This window comes from Streptomyces venezuelae (genome assembly GCF_008642275.1).
GTDB lineage: Bacteria > Actinomycetota > Actinomycetes > Streptomycetales > Streptomycetaceae > Streptomyces > Streptomyces venezuelae_E.
Genome location: NZ_CP029189.1, coordinates 3,485,111 through 3,500,000, shown reverse-complemented (window position 1 = coordinate 3,500,000; position 14,890 = coordinate 3,485,111). Strand labels below are relative to the sequence as shown.

Below are 14,890 nucleotides of genomic sequence, written 5' to 3'. Positions count from 1 at the left end.
CCTGCGAGTTAGCGGTGTGTAGCGAGGTTAACCCGTGTGGGGAAGCCGTAGCGAAAGCGAGTCCGAATAGGGCGATTGAGTTGCACGCTCTAGACCCGAAGCGGAGTGATCTAGCCATGGGCAGGTTGAAGCGGAGGTAAGACTTCGTGGAGGACCGAACCCACCAGGGTTGAAAACCTGGGGGATGACCTGTGGTTAGGGGTGAAAGGCCAATCAAACTCCGTGATAGCTGGTTCTCCCCGAAATGCATTTAGGTGCAGCGTCGTGTGTTTCTTGCCGGAGGTAGAGCACTGGATAGGCGATGGGCCCTACCGGGTTACTGACCTTAGCCAAACTCCGAATGCCGGTAAGTGAGAGCACGGCAGTGAGACTGTGGGGGATAAGCTCCATGGTCGAGAGGGAAACAGCCCAGAGCATCGACTAAGGCCCCTAAGCGTACGCTAAGTGGGAAAGGATGTGGAGTCGCAGAGACAACCAGGAGGTTGGCTTAGAAGCAGCCACCCTTGAAAGAGTGCGTAATAGCTCACTGGTCAAGTGATTCCGCGCCGACAATGTAGCGGGGCTCAAGCGTACCGCCGAAGTCGTGTCATTGCAGCAATACTCCCAACGGAGGCTGTGATGGGTAGGGGAGCGTCGTGTGCCGGGTGAAGCAGCAGCGGAAGCTAGTTGTGGACGGTTCACGAGTGAGAATGCAGGCATGAGTAGCGATACACACGTGAGAAACGTGTGCGCCGATTGACTAAGGGTTCCTGGGTCAAGCTGATCTGCCCAGGGTAAGTCGGGACCTAAGGCGAGGCCGACAGGCGTAGTCGATGGACAACCGGTTGATATTCCGGTACCCGCTTTGAAACGCCCAATATCGAATCAGGCGATGCTAAGTCCGTGAAGCCGTTCCGGACCCTTCGGGGAAAGGAAAGTGGTGGAGCCGACGAACCAGACTTGTAGTAGGTAAGCGATGGGGTGACGCAGGAAGGTAGTCCAGCCCGGGCGGTGGTAGTCCCGGGGTAAGGGTGTAGGCCGAGGGGTAGGCAAATCCGTCCCTCATATAAGGCTGAGACCTGATGCCGAGCCGATTGTGGTGAAGTGGATGATCCTATGCTGTCGAGAAAAGCCTCTAGCGAGTTTCATGGCGGCCCGTACCCTAAACCGACTCAGGTGGTCAGGTAGAGAATACCGAGGCGTTCGGGTGAACTATGGTTAAGGAACTCGGCAAAATGCCCCCGTAACTTCGGGAGAAGGGGGGCCATTCCTGGTGATGAGTCTTGCACTCTGAGCTGGGGGTGGCCGCAGAGACCAGCGAGAAGCGACTGTTTACTAAAAACACAGGTCCGTGCGAAGCCGTAAGGCGATGTATACGGACTGACGCCTGCCCGGTGCTGGAACGTTAAGGGGACCGGTTAGTGACCTTTCGGGGTTGCGAAGCTGAGAACTTAAGCGCCAGTAAACGGCGGTGGTAACTATAACCATCCTAAGGTAGCGAAATTCCTTGTCGGGTAAGTTCCGACCTGCACGAATGGCGTAACGACTTCTCGACTGTCTCAACCATAGGCCCGGTGAAATTGCACTACGAGTAAAGATGCTCGTTTCGCGCAGCAGGACGGAAAGACCCCGGGACCTTTACTACAGTTTGATATTGGTGTTCGGTTCGGCTTGTGTAGGATAGGTGGGAGACTTTGAAGCAGCCACGCCAGTGGTTGTGGAGTCGCCGTTGAAATACCACTCTGGTCGTGCTGGATGTCTAACCTCGGTCCGTGATCCGGATCAGGGACAGTGTCTGATGGGTAGTTTAACTGGGGCGGTTGCCTCCCAAAGGGTAACGGAGGCGCCCAAAGGTTCCCTCAGCCTGGTTGGCAATCAGGTGTTGAGTGTAAGTGCACAAGGGAGCTTGACTGTGAGACCGACGGGTCGAGCAGGGACGAAAGTCGGGACTAGTGATCCGGCGGTGGCTTGTGGAAGCGCCGTCGCTCAACGGATAAAAGGTACCCCGGGGATAACAGGCTGATCTTCCCCAAGAGTCCATATCGACGGGATGGTTTGGCACCTCGATGTCGGCTCGTCGCATCCTGGGGCTGGAGTCGGTCCCAAGGGTTGGGCTGTTCGCCCATTAAAGCGGTACGCGAGCTGGGTTTAGAACGTCGTGAGACAGTTCGGTCCCTATCCGCTGTGCGCGTAGGAATATTGAGAAGGGCTGTCCCTAGTACGAGAGGACCGGGACGGACGAACCTCTGGTGTGCCAGTTGTCCTGCCAAGGGCACGGCTGGTTGGCTACGTTCGGGAGGGATAACCGCTGAAAGCATCTAAGCGGGAAGCCTGCTTCAAGATGAGTATTCCCACCTCCTTGAGAGGGTAAGGCTCCCAGTAGACGACTGGGTTGATAGGCCAGATGTGGAAGCCCGGTAACGGGTGAAGCTGACTGGTACTAATAGGCCGAGGGCTTGTCCTCAGTTGCTCGCGTCCACTGTGTTAGTTCTGAAATAACGAACGGCTGTGAATACGCCAGCGTTCAAATTTCATAGTGTTTCGGTGGTCATAGCGTTAGGGAAACGCCCGGTTACATTCCGAACCCGGAAGCTAAGCCTTTCAGCGCCGATGGTACTGCAGGGGGGACCCTGTGGGAGAGTAGGACGCCGCCGAACAATCATTGCGGGAAGCCCCGCACCAAACCCTTCGGGGTTCGGTGCGGGGCTTTTCTGCGTTCACCCGCCGGAAGAAACGCAGGTGAGCCTGCCATGGTCCGTGGTTAAGATCCCGGGCATGAACGATGACTACGTGATCAGGTCCGTGCGGGGCGACGAGTGGGAGAAGGTCAAGGAGCTGCGGCTGGTGGCGCTCCGGGATCCGGCTGCGCCCGTGGCCTTTCTGGAGACCGAGGAAAGCGCGCTGGCCCAGGGCGACGAGTTCTGGCAGCAGCGTGCCGCCGGTGCCGCCGAGGGGCGGGGCGCTCGGCAGTTCATCGCCGAGGCCGGTGACGGGCGGTGGGTCGGGTCGGTGACCGTACTCATCGAGGCGCAGGGTGGCACCGACTACTTCGGCGAGACCATCGAACGGCAGCAGGGCCACCTGGTCGGGGTGTTCGTGCGGCCTGAGCAGCGGGGCAGCGGGCTCGTGGCGAAGCTTTTCGACGCGGCGCTGGACTGGGCCTGGTCGCTGGGGGAGCCGGCGACCGAGCGGGTGCGGCTGTTCGTGCACGAGGACAACCCGCGGGCGGAGGGCTTCTACCGGCGGTACGGGTTCGAGGCCAGCGGTCTGCTGGTACCGCTGGAGACGGGCGCCAAGGAGCGGGAGTACGTCTACACGCGCCCGGCGGTGTGAGGAGCGAAGCGGACAGTCCCGTCGGGGAGCGGTTCCTGCTGATCGAGTGCCATGCCGATGAGACGGCTCTGACGGCCTTCGGCCGGGAGCTTCAGCGGCCGGCCGCGAACGAGGAAGCCGTGTTCCTCGGGTACAACTACGCGGACGTGCCGGTGGGAAGGCGGTACGCGTGCTGCTTCCGGCGTGACGATACGAGGGACGTCGAGCAGGTGACCACGACCGTCGTCGCGGTCACTCAGCAGTACGGACGGTCCTGGGACCACATCCCCCACGGGTGGAAGACGCTGTCCGTGCTGCGGTTCGAGCCCGGGATCCCGGCGATGGTCCGTGAGCTGCCGCTCGGCGGGCTCTGGTACGACCATCGCGGTTCCGTGTGCGTCTCCGACACGGACACGTGGGAGGCGTACGCGGCCGGGGAGCGGGCCTGCTAGGGGAGTTGTGCTTCCGGCCAGCGGGAGCGGGCCTGTTCGCGGCTGCGGCACAGGGCGAGCAGGGGGAGCGTTTCCTCCGTCAGGAGCTCCGGGAGCTGGGGGATCGGGGCCACGGCGGCCACGTCGTCGAGCACCAGGGTCAGTGGTGGGTCGAGCCGACCGTGGGATGACCGTGCGGCCATGCGGCGGCCGTGCTCGACCACGTGAGAGGCGAGTGCGGTGAGCAGGGGCATCGCACCCGGGTGGGTGCGGGGATCCTCCAGAGCTTCACCCACCACATAGAGGGTGCCCCCTTCGGCGACGAATGATGCCAAGGCGAGGGCATCGGCTCGGTTGGGATTGCAGGCCTCGCGGATGTGGATCGAGGTCAGGCAGGACAGGGCACGGGCCGTCAGGTTCTGGGCGAGCTCACGGCGTTCGGGGTGGGCGGTGAGGGCGCTTTCCAGTTCGCCGGCCGCGCCGGGGGCGGCCTGGGGGTGGGTGCGCAGGACGCGGACCGGGTCCTGGGCGCTGTTGCCCTGGGTCCAGCGGTGGAGCAGCTTGAACGGGCGGTCGTCCAGTGCGGCGGCCTGGAGCCAGCTGCGCAGGAGGGTTTCCGCGGTGTCGGCCACCGCCGCGTCCATCCGGGCCTGTGGGCGTACGGGTGCCAGCAGGGCGATGGCTCGGGCGGCGGCGGTGTCGCGGTCGACGCAGCCCTCGGCCGGGTTCCAGTGCATGCGGGCCGGGGTGTCGCACAGGTGGGAGGGGTCGTAGAGGAGGACCGGGCCGAGTTTGGCGCGGGCGTCCTTGGTCTCGGCCCAGAGGGTGGGCGAGGAGGTCACGACGAGGGCGGCGCCCTCGGTCTCGCGGATGCGGTGGGCGGCGGTGCGGAGGCGGTCGTTCGGGCCGGCGTAGATGATCCCGTGCGGGGCGGGCGTCGGGGTGACGGTGGTGGGCCCGGGCGCGTAGCCGAAGCCGTAGCGGTAGGCCTCGTCGTTGGGGCCGGTGTGGGTGGCGGGGGCGCTGCCCCCGGGCCCCCGCGCCTCAAACGCCGGCGAGGCTGCGTGGGGCGGGGTCGTCGCCAGGATCGGCGCCGCCGTCGGCGGGGCTGGAGCGGCAGGGGCCGGGGCGCCTTTGGACTGCTGGGGCTCGTGGGGTACGGGCGGCTGTGCGGTCTGCTGGGCCAGGGCGCGGCGGGACTTGGTGCGGGCGACCACGCCGATCACGAAGACCGTGAGGACGAAGAGGATCAGCAGCTGGCTGACGAACAGGCCCCAGAAGAGGCCCCAGCCCGACAGGGCCGCCGGGTCGGTGTCCGGCCAGGCGGCGGGGATGTCGTGCGGTTGCGCTATCAGGGCGCGGACGGCCTCGGGGGTCCGGGTGAAGGTGACCGTGTCGGGCCAGGAGCCCTTCGCGAAGAGGGCCGCGAGGCCGGTGGCCGACCATACGAGGACGGCGAGGCCGAGGAGGAAGGCCAGGAGGCCGACCAGCAGGCCGTCCGGGACGCCGCCGCCGCGTGCGGGGGGCTCCGTACGTCGTGCCTCGTGCATGGTCAGGCCACCGTGGTCGCGGATCCGGGGCCGCCGCGGCGGCGTTCGATGGACAGGGCCCTTTCCTCCGCCTCCAGTTCGGCGGCGAGCATGTCGGCGGGCAGGCGGGTGGGGGCGGAGGATTCGGTCATGGCGCGGTCGGTGAAGACGAGGGGGCGTTCGGCTTCGGTGATCAGGTGTTTGACCACCTGGACGTTGCCGTTGACGTCCCAGACCGCGATGCCGGGGGTGAGGGTCGGGATGATCTCCACGGCCCAGCGGGGGAGGCCCAGGACCCGGCCCGTGGCTCTGGCCTCGTCGGCCTTCTGGGCGTAGATGGTGCGGGTGGAGGCCATTTTCAGGATGGCTGCCGCTTCGCGGGCGGCCGCGCCGTCGACGACGTCCGAGAGGTGGTGGACGACGGCCACGAAGGACAGGCCCAGGCGGCGGCCGAACTTCAGCAGGCGCTGGAACAGCTGGGCCACGAAGGGGCTGTTGATGATGTGCCAGGCCTCCTCGACGAGGAAGATGCGCTTCTTCCGGTCGGGGCGGATCCAGGTGTGTTCCAGCCAGACGCCGACGATCGCCATGAGGATCGGCATCGCGATGGAGTTGCGGTCGATGTGGGAGAGGTCGAAGACGATCAGGGGGGCGTCGAGGTCGATGCCGACGGTGGTGGGGCCGTCGAACATGCCGCGCAGGTCGCCGTCGACGAGGCGGTCGATGACGAGTGCGACGTCGAGGCCCCAGGCCCGGACATCGTCTATGTCGACGTTCATCGCGTGCGCGGATTCGGCCTCGGGGTGGCGGAGCTGCTCGACGATGTCGGTGAGGACGGGCTGGCGGTCGCGGATGGTGTCGACGACGTAGGCGTGCGCGACCTTGAGGGCGAAGCCGGCGCGTTCGTCGAGGCCGTGGCCCATGGCCACCTCGATGATGGTCCGGAGCAGCGCGAGCTGGCCGGTCGTGGTGATGGCCGGGTCGAGGGGGTTGAGGCGGATCCCGTCGTCGTTGGCGGCGATGGGGTCCAGGCGGATGGGGGTTATCCCCAGCTGCTGGGCGATGAGGTTCCACTCGCCGACGCCGTCCTCGCCCTGGGCGTCGAGGACGACGACCTGGCGGTCCTTGAAGCGGAGCTGGCGTAGGACGTAGGTCTTCTCCAGGGCGGACTTTCCGTTTCCGGATTCGCCGAGGACCAGCCAGTGGGGGGCCGGGAGCTGCTGGCCGTACAGCTGGAAGGGGTCGTAGATGTAGCCCTTGCCGCTGTAGACCTCGCGGCCGATGATGACGCCGGAGTCGCCGAGTCCGGGGGCGGCGGTGGGCAGGTAGACGGCTTGCGCCTGCCCGGTGGAGGTGCGGACGGGCAGGCGCGTGGTCTCGACTTTGCCGAAGAGGAAGCTGGTGAAGGCGTCCGTCAGCGCTGTCATGGGATCTCGCATGGGCGGCTTTTCCCTCCAGCTAGCGTCGGATGCCGGTGGCGAACGGCAAGGTGTTGACGAAGGCGCGGTGGTGCTCGCGGTCGCACCATTCCAGCTTCAGGTAGGACTTTCCGGCGGAGGCGCGGATCGTCCGCTTGTCGCGGGCCAGTGCCTCCGGCGAACGCGAGGACACCGTGATGTACCCGACGAGGTTGACTCCTGCCGCACCGCTGGCGAGATCTTCACCTCTTTGGTCGAGCCGGCCGTGCGCGGCGATGTCGCGGGGGTCGACGGTGCGGTTCATCTTGGCGGCGCGGGAGGCGTCGGCCTCGTCGTTGGTCTTCTCGGTGAGCATGCGCTCGATGGCGACCTCGGTGGGTTCCAGGTCCATGGTGACGGCGACGGTGCGGATGACGTCGGGGGTGTGGACGAGGAGGGGGGCGAGGAAGTTCACGCCGACCGGGGTCATGGGCCATTCCTTGACCCAGGCGGTGGCGTGGCACCAGGGGGCGCGGGTGGAGGATTCGCGGGTCTTGGCCTGGAGGAAGGTGGGTTCGACGGCGTCGAGTTCGGCGGGCCAGGCGTTGCGCTTGGTCATGGCCTGGATGTGGTCGATGGGGTGGTCCGGGTCGTACATGGAGTGCACGAGGGAGGAGAGGCGGCCCTGGCCGAGGGGCTGGCGGACGCGGATGTCGGCCTCGGCGAGGCGGGCGCAGATGTCGGTGAGCTCGCGGGCCATGACGATGGCGAGGCCGGCGTCGCGGTCGAGCTTGCGGCCCTTGTGGGGGGTGCCGGCGCGGGCGATGGCGTTGGCCTCGGCGGCGAGTTCGCGCGTGTAGTGCATGCAGGCGACGAGGTAGGCGCGGTGCTGCTCGGAGGAGGTGGACACCATCGACTGGAGTTGGTCGTAGGAGTCGCGGAGCCAGCCGGGGGCCTGGGTGTCGCCGCGCTGGGCGACGTCCTTGGCGTGCGCGTCGGGGTCGGCGGGGAGGGTGCGGGCGAGCATCTGGAGGCGGGTGACGAAGCCGTCGCCGTTGGCCACGTGCTTGAGGAGGGTGCCGAAGCGGTCGACGAGGGCTTCCTGGTCCTCGCTGTCGCGCAGGCCGACGCCGGGGCCCTCGATCTCGATGGCGGCGGTGACGGTGCGGCGGTCGGCGTGGAGGAGTACGGCGATCTCGTCGGGGCCGAAGGGGGCGGCGAGCCAGTTGATGCGGCCGATGCCGGGGGGCGGGCCGACTTCGACCTCGCGGCCGTCGGAGCCGCGGATGCCGGCTTCCATGGCGCCGGAGCGGTAGGTCGTGCCGCGGCGCAGGGTGCGCTTGTAGCTGCGGCTGATCTCGAACCAGCGGTAGAAGGTTCTGCCCTTGTAGGGGACGTACACGGCGGCGAGCGCGATCATGGGGAAGCCGGCGAGGCTGACGATGCGCAGGGTGAGGTCGGGGACGAGCAGTCCGCTCATCATGCCGAAGAACGCCCCGGCGATGATCAGGGCGATCTCGCCGGTCTCGCGGTTCTTGCCGACGATCGCGTTCGGCCGGGCGCGGCCGATGAGATACGTGCGGCGGGGCGCGACCGGGTGCAGCTGGTGGGACTGGGTCGTCAACGCCCGTCACCTCCTGTGTTCCTCGTGCTCGAGCTCGTGCGGGGCGGGGGTGCGGCGGAGGGGACAGATCCGCCGCCGGCTCCGCCGCCGGAGGTGGGTCGGCTGCTGTGGGCGGCCACGCCTCCGGAGAGGGGGTTGGCGGGGCGGGGGGCGTTGTTGCCGCTGCCGCCGTCGCCGCCGCGGTGGGCGCCGCGGCTGCTGTGGGTCTTGATGCCCTGCGAGACGAGGGAGGCCGGGGAGCTGATGACGGCGGCCGCCTGGGCGCCGTCGGTGGCCTTGCTGCGGTTGGAGCGGGCGGAGGCGATCTCGTCGCCGAAGCCGGGGACGAAGCGGTAGATCATCGCGGAGGCGAAGATCGCCAGGAGGATGATGGCGAGGCCGGTGACGACGGCGGAGAAGGCGTTGGGGCCCTTTTCCCCGGTCAGGGCGCCGGCGAGGCCGAGGACGATGACGATGACCGGCTTCACGAGGATGACGGCGATCATGATGCCGGCCCAGCGGCGGACGTGGCCCCAGAGGTTGCGGTCGACGAGCCCGGAGTAGACGACGACGCCGAGGAGGGCGCCGACGTAGAGGAGGGCGGCCCGGATGAACAGCTCCAGGTAGAGGACGCCGGCGGCGAGGACGGTGACGAGGGCGACGACGATCAGCATGATGGGGCCGCCGCCGATGTCGTCGCCCTTTTTGAGGGCTTCGGAGAAGGAGCCGAAGAAGACGTCGGTCTGGCCGCCGGTGGCGGAGGCGATGACCTCGGTGACGCCGTCGGTGGCGGAGACGACGGTGTAGAGGACGAGGGGGGTGAAGGCGGAGGCGAGGACGGTGAGCCAGAGGAAGCCGATGGCTTCGGACATGGCGGTGGTGAGGGGGACGCCGCGGACGGCTCGCTTGGCGACGGCGAAGAGCCAGAGGACGAGGGTGAGGATGGTCGAGGCGGCGAAGACGACGGAGTACTGCTTGAGGAAGGCGGGGTTGGTGAAGTCGACGTTGGCCGAGCCGTTGACCGCTTCGCTGAGCTTTCCGACGATCCAGGCGGCGGCGTCGGCGCAGCCGCGGGCGAGGGAGGCGAGGGGGTTGAGGGCGTCGGTGGGGTCGGTGGGGGCGAGGCCGGGGGCTCCGCCGGTGCCGCCGTTGCCGCGTTCGCAGTACTCCTTGGCCGGACCTCGGATCAGGTCGCAGGGGTTGTTGGTCGCTTCGGGCGTCGGTGTCGGTGTCGGCGTCGGAATCGGTGTGGGTGCGGCCAGCGCGCGCGTGGACAGCAGGACCACGGTTGCCTGTACGGCGGCCAGGACGGCCGCGAAGGACACGCCGCGACGGCTAGCGTGCATAGGTGAGCCCCCCGAACTGCGATACGGCAGCGGCCATCTCCTCGGCAGTGGCGGCCCGCTGGTCCTGGCCCACGGGAGCCGGCCCGTCCTTCTGCGTGAAGTCCACGACGCGCCAGTCGTTGTCGACCCAGCGCAGTTCGTACGTGCTCGTGTACCAGCCCTCGGTGACGGGGCTCTTCGAACCTTCGCCGGCGAGACCGAAGAGGATCGAGTGCCAGACCGATACGGTTGCGGTGTCCGCGCCGTACTTCTCGGTTTTCGTCCCGACCGGGTTGGTGCGGGAGATGAAGGTCATGCCCTTGGGAGCCTTGCCCGTGGCGTCGAGTCCGATGCGGGCCAGGAATGCGGCGTCGGTGTAGGCACGGTCCAGCTCGCTCTGCCGTGCGGCGGCGACGTCCGGTGCGTACAGGGCCTGGATGACGGCACCTCTTCGGCTGCTGTTGAACATGCCGTCGGAGCCGAGTGCCACCGCGAAGTTGGCGGCGGCCGACTGTGCGCCCTGTTCGTCGTGGGCGAAGCCCTTGGGGATGCCCGCCGATTTGCCCGTCACCGGGTCCGTGCCCGTGGCTGCCGTGGAGGAGTCCGTCGGGGGTTTGTCCGAGGCGGGGGCCGAGGAGGTGTCCGGGCCGGAGTTGGCGAAGGCGATGGCGGCGATCAGGAGGACGACGACGCCCACCACCGTGACCAGGCTGCGGGAGGTGCGTGGGGTGCGGCGGGTGGGGCCGTAGGGGTCGGTGGGGGAGTCCGGGAGGAGGGTGCGGGTCTGGCCGGTGCCGCCGACCTCGCCGTAGCCGCCGGCGCCGCCGTACTGGTCGTCGTTGCTCATTGCCTGTCCGCCCCCTCCGCGTCGTACGACGGTAGCGCTGGTTCCCGCGTGGATGTGGTCTGGTGATGCGTCATCAGCTACGGGGTCCGGCGCGTGTCCCGGCTAGACGGCCATCCCGTAGACGATCGTGAACAGCGTCCCGAGGGAGCCGATGATGAAGACTCCGGTCAGTCCGGCCACGATCAGGCCCTTGCCCTGTTCTGCGCTGAACGTGTCGCGCAGGGCGGTCGCTCCGATGCGCTGTTTGGCCGCGCCCCAGATGGCGATGCCGAGGCAGAGGAGGATCGCGACGGCCATGACCACCTCGATCATGACCTTCGCTTCGTTGCCGAGACTGCCGAAAGGCCCCCAGTTCGGGGCGATTCCGCCGATGATGGTGGTGATGTCGCCCTTTTCGGCTGCCAGGATCATGTAACTCACCGCCCCTGTATGGGTAGTTCCGGAAGCCCCTGGCCCGACGGCAGGGGTTACGCACTATCTTCGCTGATGAAACCGCCGCCGTCGCCGACTTGACGGCTCTCTTTACCCGATCTCGCGGCTCGTGCTCTGCTTCCGCGCTCTGACCTGGGCAGGGGCGGTGTGTACGCGCGAGAACGTGCGGTCACTCTGTGTATCACGAGGGGTGACGCCGGGCAATGATTGTCGTCTCGGCGTACGGGGGGTGGGGTGAGGGGCCGCCGTTCGGAGCAGTGGGGTGGCGTGTCGTTGGGCCGACCGCCGACATGCGTCCGATGGTCGGACCGTCGTCTCATCGGTGCGCGGAGTGTGGTGGGGGCGTTGTCAGTGGGGTGCGGCAGGCTGGGGAGCATGACGACTCCTTGGACTCTCGCGGACCTTGAGGCGGCCATCCGGGCGGGATGGTCGGCCGAGACCTGTGAGCCCTCCGACCTCACGGGGATCCCTTGGACCGCGGAGAATCCGGCCTGGGGGCACTGTGACATCACGGCCCTGGTGGTGCAGGACCTCGTGGGTGGGGACCTGATGCTGGGCGAGGTGTTCCACGACGGCCGGCAGGAGGGCTACCACTGGTGGAACCTGCTGCCCGGTGGCATCCGGATCGATCTGACGCGGGAGCAGTTCCGGCGGGGGGAGACGGTGACGCCGGGGCGGGTCGTGAAGCGGCCGGGCGGGCGGTTGCCCAGGCGGTGGGAGGAGTACCAGCTGCTGCGGCAGCGGGTCATCGACAAGCTGGGGCCGTTGCCGGGGTCGATGGTGGCGCAGGACGGGCGGCGGCTCGCCTATACGGACTTCGGGGGGCCGGGGGCGCCGCTGCTGGCGCTGCACGGGCACTTCGAGGAAGGGGCGCGGGGCTTCGGGCGCCTGGCCCGGGAGCTGGGTCCGGCGTGGCGGGTGATCGCCCTGGATCAGCGGGGGCACGGGAGGTCCGACCGGGCGGCGCAGTACACGCGGGAGGGGTACGTGGCGGATGCGGCGGCCCTGTTGGAGCAGCTGGGACTGGGGCCTGCGGTGGTGCTGGGGCATTCGCTGGGCGGGGTCAATGCGTACCAGCTCGCGGCGCGGCGGCCGGATCTGGTGCGGGCGGTGGTGGTCGAGGACATCGGGGCGGTGGTCGACGGCGACCTGTCGTTCGTGCGGGAGTGGCCGCGGCGGGCCGCGACCCGGGCCGGGTTCCTGGCGGGGGTGGGGAGTGCGGCGCCGTATCTGGAGGGGTCCCTGCAGGAGTATCCGGACGGGTGGGGGACCGTGTTCGAGGCGGAGGACATGGTGGAGTCGCAGCGGGGGCTGAACGGGGACCACTGGGGGGACTGGCTGGAGGTGCGCAGGCCGACGCTGCTGGTGCGGGGGGACCGGAGCGGGGTGCTGTCGGCGGAGCATGCGCGGGAGATGACGGTGCGGAGGGCGGGGGTGCGGTTGGTGGAGCTGCCGGCGGGGCATGCGGTGCGGGCCGGGGACCCGGAGGGGTTCTTCTCTGCCGTGCGGGGGTTTTTGGCGCGGGTGTGAGGGGGGTGCTGCTCGGGCGGGTGCGGCGTCGTTGCTGCCGTGTTCCGCCCCCGCCCCCCGGCCCCGGCCCTGCGCTCCGGCGGGCCGATGGGGGAGGGGGGAAGGCGGGTCTAGGTCCAGTGGGCGGGGCGGGTGAGGGAGGGCGGGATTCGGGTGGTGGGGTCGCCCTGGGCTGCGTTCAGCTGGGGCTGCGTGAGGAAGACGGCGTCGCGGAGGTCCGCCCCGCGGAGGTTGGTGTCGCGGAGGTCGGCGCCGATCAGGTCGGCCGTGCGGAGGTCGGCGCGGCTGAGGTCGGCGGCGATCAGGTAGGCGCCGCGGAGGTTCGCGCCGCGCAGGTCGGCTCCGGAGAGGCGGGCGCCCATGAGGTCGGCGCCGCGGTGGTTCTTCTTGCGGCCCGGCACTTTCGCCCGTACGAGTTCGCTGGTCTTCAGGAGCAGGGTGTTGATCTGCTGGCGGAGGGGGCCGACGTCGAGGCCGGCCAGGGCCTGCCCGTCGGCGCGGGTCCATTCCTCGGTCTCGGTCAGGGCCTCGCGCAGGTCGGCGTGGACCGGGGCGGCGGCCGGGAGGGTCAGGGCCTCGCTGAGGTAGAAGAGCAGCTCGTGGAGCTGTCGCAGGACCGGGAAGACCTCGTACATCTGGCGGGCCGTGCCGGGGTGGGTGCGCCAGTCGCGGCCGCCGAAGGTGGCCTGGGAGGTCTGCTGTCCGGCACCGAAGCAGTCGAAGACGGTGCAGCCCTGGAACCCCTTGTCGCGCAGCCGGGTGTGGATGCCGCAGCGGAAGTCCTGCTGGAGGTTCTTGCAGGGGGTTCCGGCGGGCTTGTTCACCGCGAAGTCGTTGGACTTGGCGAAGGGCAGCGCGACGCAGCAGAGCGCGAAGCAGTTCGCGCAGTCGGCCTGCAGGAGGGGGAGCGCGGGAAGGCCGGTGGTGGAGTGGTGGGACACGCGGTCCATTGTCGCCTGTCGCGCCGGCCGCTCGGGGTCTTGATCCACGGGGCGGCGGCGGTGAGCATCCCGGTATGACAGAAGTGATCGCAGTCGCCGTTATTACTCTCCTCGCCGTGATCAGTCCCGGTGCCGACTTCGCCATGGTGGTCCGCAACAGCTACCTCTACGGGCGCCCCACCGGGCTGTTCGCCGCCGCCGGGGTCGCGGCCGGTGTGCTGGTCCACGTCTCCTACACGATGCTCGGGGTCGGTCTGCTGATCGCCTCGTCCACCGCGCTGTTCACCGCGATCAAGCTGGCGGGTGCGGTCTATCTGGTGTGGATCGGGATCCGTACCTTCCGGGCGCGCGCCGAGGTGACCGTGGACCTGGAGTCGAAGCCGCAGCTGACCCGGCTGGGGGCGATGCGGTCGGGGTTCCTGACGAACGTGCTGAATCCGAAGACGACGCTGTTCGTGGTGTCGACGTTCACGCAGGTGGTGAACCCGGACACGCCGGTGTGGCAGCAGGTGGGGTACGGGCTGTTCATGTCGGCGGCGCACCTGGGGTGGTTCGGTGCGGTGGCGTTGTTCTTCTCCGTCTCGCGGTTGCGCGACCGGATGCTGAAGGCGCAGAAGGCGTTGAACCGGGCCATCGGGTCGGTTCTGGTGGGGCTGGGGGTGGGGCTGGGGTTCGCCCGCTGAGCGGTTCGCCGGGTCTGGTGAACCGAGTTACCTGTCGGTAGCGTTGTGGGCATGGGTGCTGCCGAGGGGTACGAGGGATTCTTCGAGAGGGTCGACGCCGGGCGGTTCCTGGCCACCGAGTACACGCGGGGGCCGTGGGACCCGGGCGCGCAGCATGCCGGGCCGCCGGCCGCGTTGCTCGGGCGGGCCGTCGAGGAGCGGCCGGGGGCGCGGACGGACATGCGGATCGCCCGGATCACGTACGAGATCCTGCGCCCGGTGCCGATCGGCGAGCTGGAGGTCACCACCAGTGTGGTGCGGGCCGGTCGCGGGACCGAGGTGGTCGAGGCGGCTCTCGCGCCGGCGGGCGGCGCGCCGGTGATGCTGGCGCGGGCCCTGCGGATCCGGGTCGCGGAGGAGGCCGTGCCGTCCGTGGTCCCGGGGCCGCAGCTGCCGCCGCCGGGGGAGGTGGAGGTGACGCCCTTCTTCCCGGTGCCGTGGGAGACCGGCTACCACTCGGCGATGGAGACCCGGTTCACCGAGGGTGCCTTCGTCGAACTGGGCCCGGGTACCTGCTGGATGCGGATGAGGGTGCCGCTCGTCGCGGGGGAGGAGATCCGGCCGCTGGACCGGGTGCTGATCGCCGCCGACTCGGGCAACGGGATCAGCTCGGTGATGGACTTCGGGCGGTACGTCTTCGTCAACGGTGACCTGACCGTTCATCTGCACCGCCATCCGGTGGGCGAGTGGGCGTGCGTGGAGGCCCGTACGAGTGTGGACGCGGCCGGGATCGGGCTCGCGGACGCGCTGTTGCACGACGAGAAGGGGCCGATCGGGCGGAGCGCGCAGAGTTTGTTCGTGGCGCCGCGTTAGCTGCTGCCGGGACATCTCAACCCCCTTGT

Annotated in this window: 12 protein-coding genes and 2 rRNA genes (1 of these 14 only partly in view); 7 read left to right on the top strand and 7 right to left on the bottom strand. The window is 68.5% G+C overall.

What is annotated here, in order from left to right:
* The 4 genes from DEJ51_RS15300 to DEJ51_RS15285 form a co-directional block, all read left to right on the top strand.
* Positions 1-2,443, top strand: a 23S ribosomal RNA gene (locus DEJ51_RS15300); it begins 681 nt to the left of the window's first position.
* Between the two features lie 76 nt (positions 2,444-2,519).
* Positions 2,520-2,636 (top strand): 5S ribosomal RNA (rrf, locus tag DEJ51_RS15295).
* Between the two features lie 118 nt (positions 2,637-2,754).
* A complete protein-coding gene (locus tag DEJ51_RS15290; RefSeq protein WP_150258080.1) occupies positions 2,755-3,312 on the top strand; it encodes a GNAT family N-acetyltransferase in 558 nt (185 codons plus the stop codon).
* On the top strand, positions 3,309-3,743 hold the full coding sequence (locus tag DEJ51_RS15285) for a hypothetical protein (protein ID WP_150258079.1): 435 nt from the start codon (positions 3,309-3,311) through the stop codon (positions 3,741-3,743). The genes DEJ51_RS15290 and DEJ51_RS15285 overlap by 4 nt, the downstream gene beginning before the upstream one ends.
* Here DEJ51_RS15285 and DEJ51_RS15280 read toward each other — a convergent pair.
* The 6 genes from DEJ51_RS15280 to DEJ51_RS15255 form a co-directional block, all read right to left on the bottom strand.
* Positions 3,740-5,272: a type VI secretion protein gene (locus DEJ51_RS15280; protein WP_150258078.1), complete on the bottom strand. Its 1,533-nt coding sequence runs from the start codon at positions 5,270-5,272 to the stop codon at positions 3,740-3,742. The two genes, DEJ51_RS15285 and DEJ51_RS15280, sit on opposite strands and share 4 nt — an antisense overlap.
* A 2-nt stretch (positions 5,273-5,274) precedes the next feature.
* Positions 5,275-6,690: an ATP-binding protein gene (locus DEJ51_RS15275; RefSeq protein WP_150258077.1), complete on the bottom strand. Its 1,416-nt coding sequence runs from the start codon at positions 6,688-6,690 to the stop codon at positions 5,275-5,277.
* 19 nt (positions 6,691-6,709) lie between these two features.
* Positions 6,710-8,272: an SCO6880 family protein gene (locus tag DEJ51_RS15270; RefSeq protein ID WP_150258076.1), complete on the bottom strand. Its 1,563-nt coding sequence runs from the start codon at positions 8,270-8,272 to the stop codon at positions 6,710-6,712.
* Entirely contained in the window at positions 8,269-9,597 is a 1,329-nt protein-coding gene (locus tag DEJ51_RS15265) for a hypothetical protein (RefSeq protein ID WP_150258075.1), read from the bottom strand. Before DEJ51_RS15265 ends, DEJ51_RS15270 begins: the two co-directional genes overlap by 4 nt.
* Entirely contained in the window at positions 9,587-10,423 is an 837-nt protein-coding gene (locus tag DEJ51_RS15260; RefSeq protein ID WP_150258074.1) for a hypothetical protein, read from the bottom strand. Before DEJ51_RS15260 ends, DEJ51_RS15265 begins: the two co-directional genes overlap by 11 nt.
* 102 nt (positions 10,424-10,525) lie before the next feature.
* Positions 10,526-10,834 (bottom strand): hypothetical protein, encoded by a 309-nt coding sequence (locus DEJ51_RS15255; RefSeq protein ID WP_008742356.1) that lies wholly within the window; start codon positions 10,832-10,834, stop codon positions 10,526-10,528.
* 396 nt (positions 10,835-11,230) lie between these two features.
* Between DEJ51_RS15255 and DEJ51_RS15245 the strand changes: the two genes are divergently transcribed.
* Entirely contained in the window at positions 11,231-12,385 is a 1,155-nt protein-coding gene (locus DEJ51_RS15245; protein ID WP_317852400.1) for an alpha/beta hydrolase, read from the top strand.
* 110 nt (positions 12,386-12,495) lie between these two features.
* Here DEJ51_RS15245 and DEJ51_RS15240 read toward each other — a convergent pair whose 3' ends face one another.
* Complete coding sequence (locus DEJ51_RS15240) at positions 12,496-13,335, bottom strand: pentapeptide repeat-containing protein (RefSeq protein ID WP_150258073.1); 840 nt, start codon at positions 13,333-13,335, stop codon at positions 12,496-12,498.
* 65 nt (positions 13,336-13,400) lie between these two features.
* Here DEJ51_RS15240 and DEJ51_RS15235 point away from each other — a divergent pair, with 65 nt between their 5' ends.
* Positions 13,401-14,009, top strand: coding sequence for a LysE family translocator (locus tag DEJ51_RS15235; protein ID WP_150258072.1), 609 nt, complete (start codon positions 13,401-13,403; stop codon positions 14,007-14,009).
* Between the two features lie 51 nt (positions 14,010-14,060).
* The gene (locus tag DEJ51_RS15230; protein ID WP_150258071.1) at positions 14,061-14,861 is read left to right on the top strand and encodes a thioesterase family protein; all 801 of its coding nucleotides are present in this window, start codon (positions 14,061-14,063) and stop codon (positions 14,859-14,861) included.
* Positions 14,862-14,890 lie beyond the last annotated feature (29 nt).

Coding starts and splice junctions, on each gene's coding strand:
- DEJ51_RS15245 (WP_317852400.1), top strand. CDS start 11,231: ATGACGACTCCTTGGACTCTCGCGGACCTTGAGGCGGCCATCCGGGCG.
- DEJ51_RS15230 (WP_150258071.1), top strand. CDS start 14,061: ATGGGTGCTGCCGAGGGGTACGAGGGATTCTTCGAGAGGGTCGACGCC.
- DEJ51_RS15235 (WP_150258072.1), top strand. CDS start 13,401: ATGACAGAAGTGATCGCAGTCGCCGTTATTACTCTCCTCGCCGTGATC.
- DEJ51_RS15255 (WP_008742356.1), bottom strand. CDS start 10,834: ATGATCCTGGCAGCCGAAAAGGGCGACATCACCACCATCATCGGCGGA.
- DEJ51_RS15275 (WP_150258077.1), bottom strand. CDS start 6,690: ATGCGAGATCCCATGACAGCGCTGACGGACGCCTTCACCAGCTTCCTC.
- DEJ51_RS15265 (WP_150258075.1), bottom strand. CDS start 9,597: ATGCACGCTAGCCGTCGCGGCGTGTCCTTCGCGGCCGTCCTGGCCGCC.
- DEJ51_RS15260 (WP_150258074.1), bottom strand. CDS start 10,423: ATGAGCAACGACGACCAGTACGGCGGCGCCGGCGGCTACGGCGAGGTC.
- DEJ51_RS15280 (WP_150258078.1), bottom strand. CDS start 5,272: ATGCACGAGGCACGACGTACGGAGCCCCCCGCACGCGGCGGCGGCGTC.
- DEJ51_RS15290 (WP_150258080.1), top strand. CDS start 2,755: ATGAACGATGACTACGTGATCAGGTCCGTGCGGGGCGACGAGTGGGAG.
- DEJ51_RS15240 (WP_150258073.1), bottom strand. CDS start 13,335: ATGGACCGCGTGTCCCACCACTCCACCACCGGCCTTCCCGCGCTCCCC.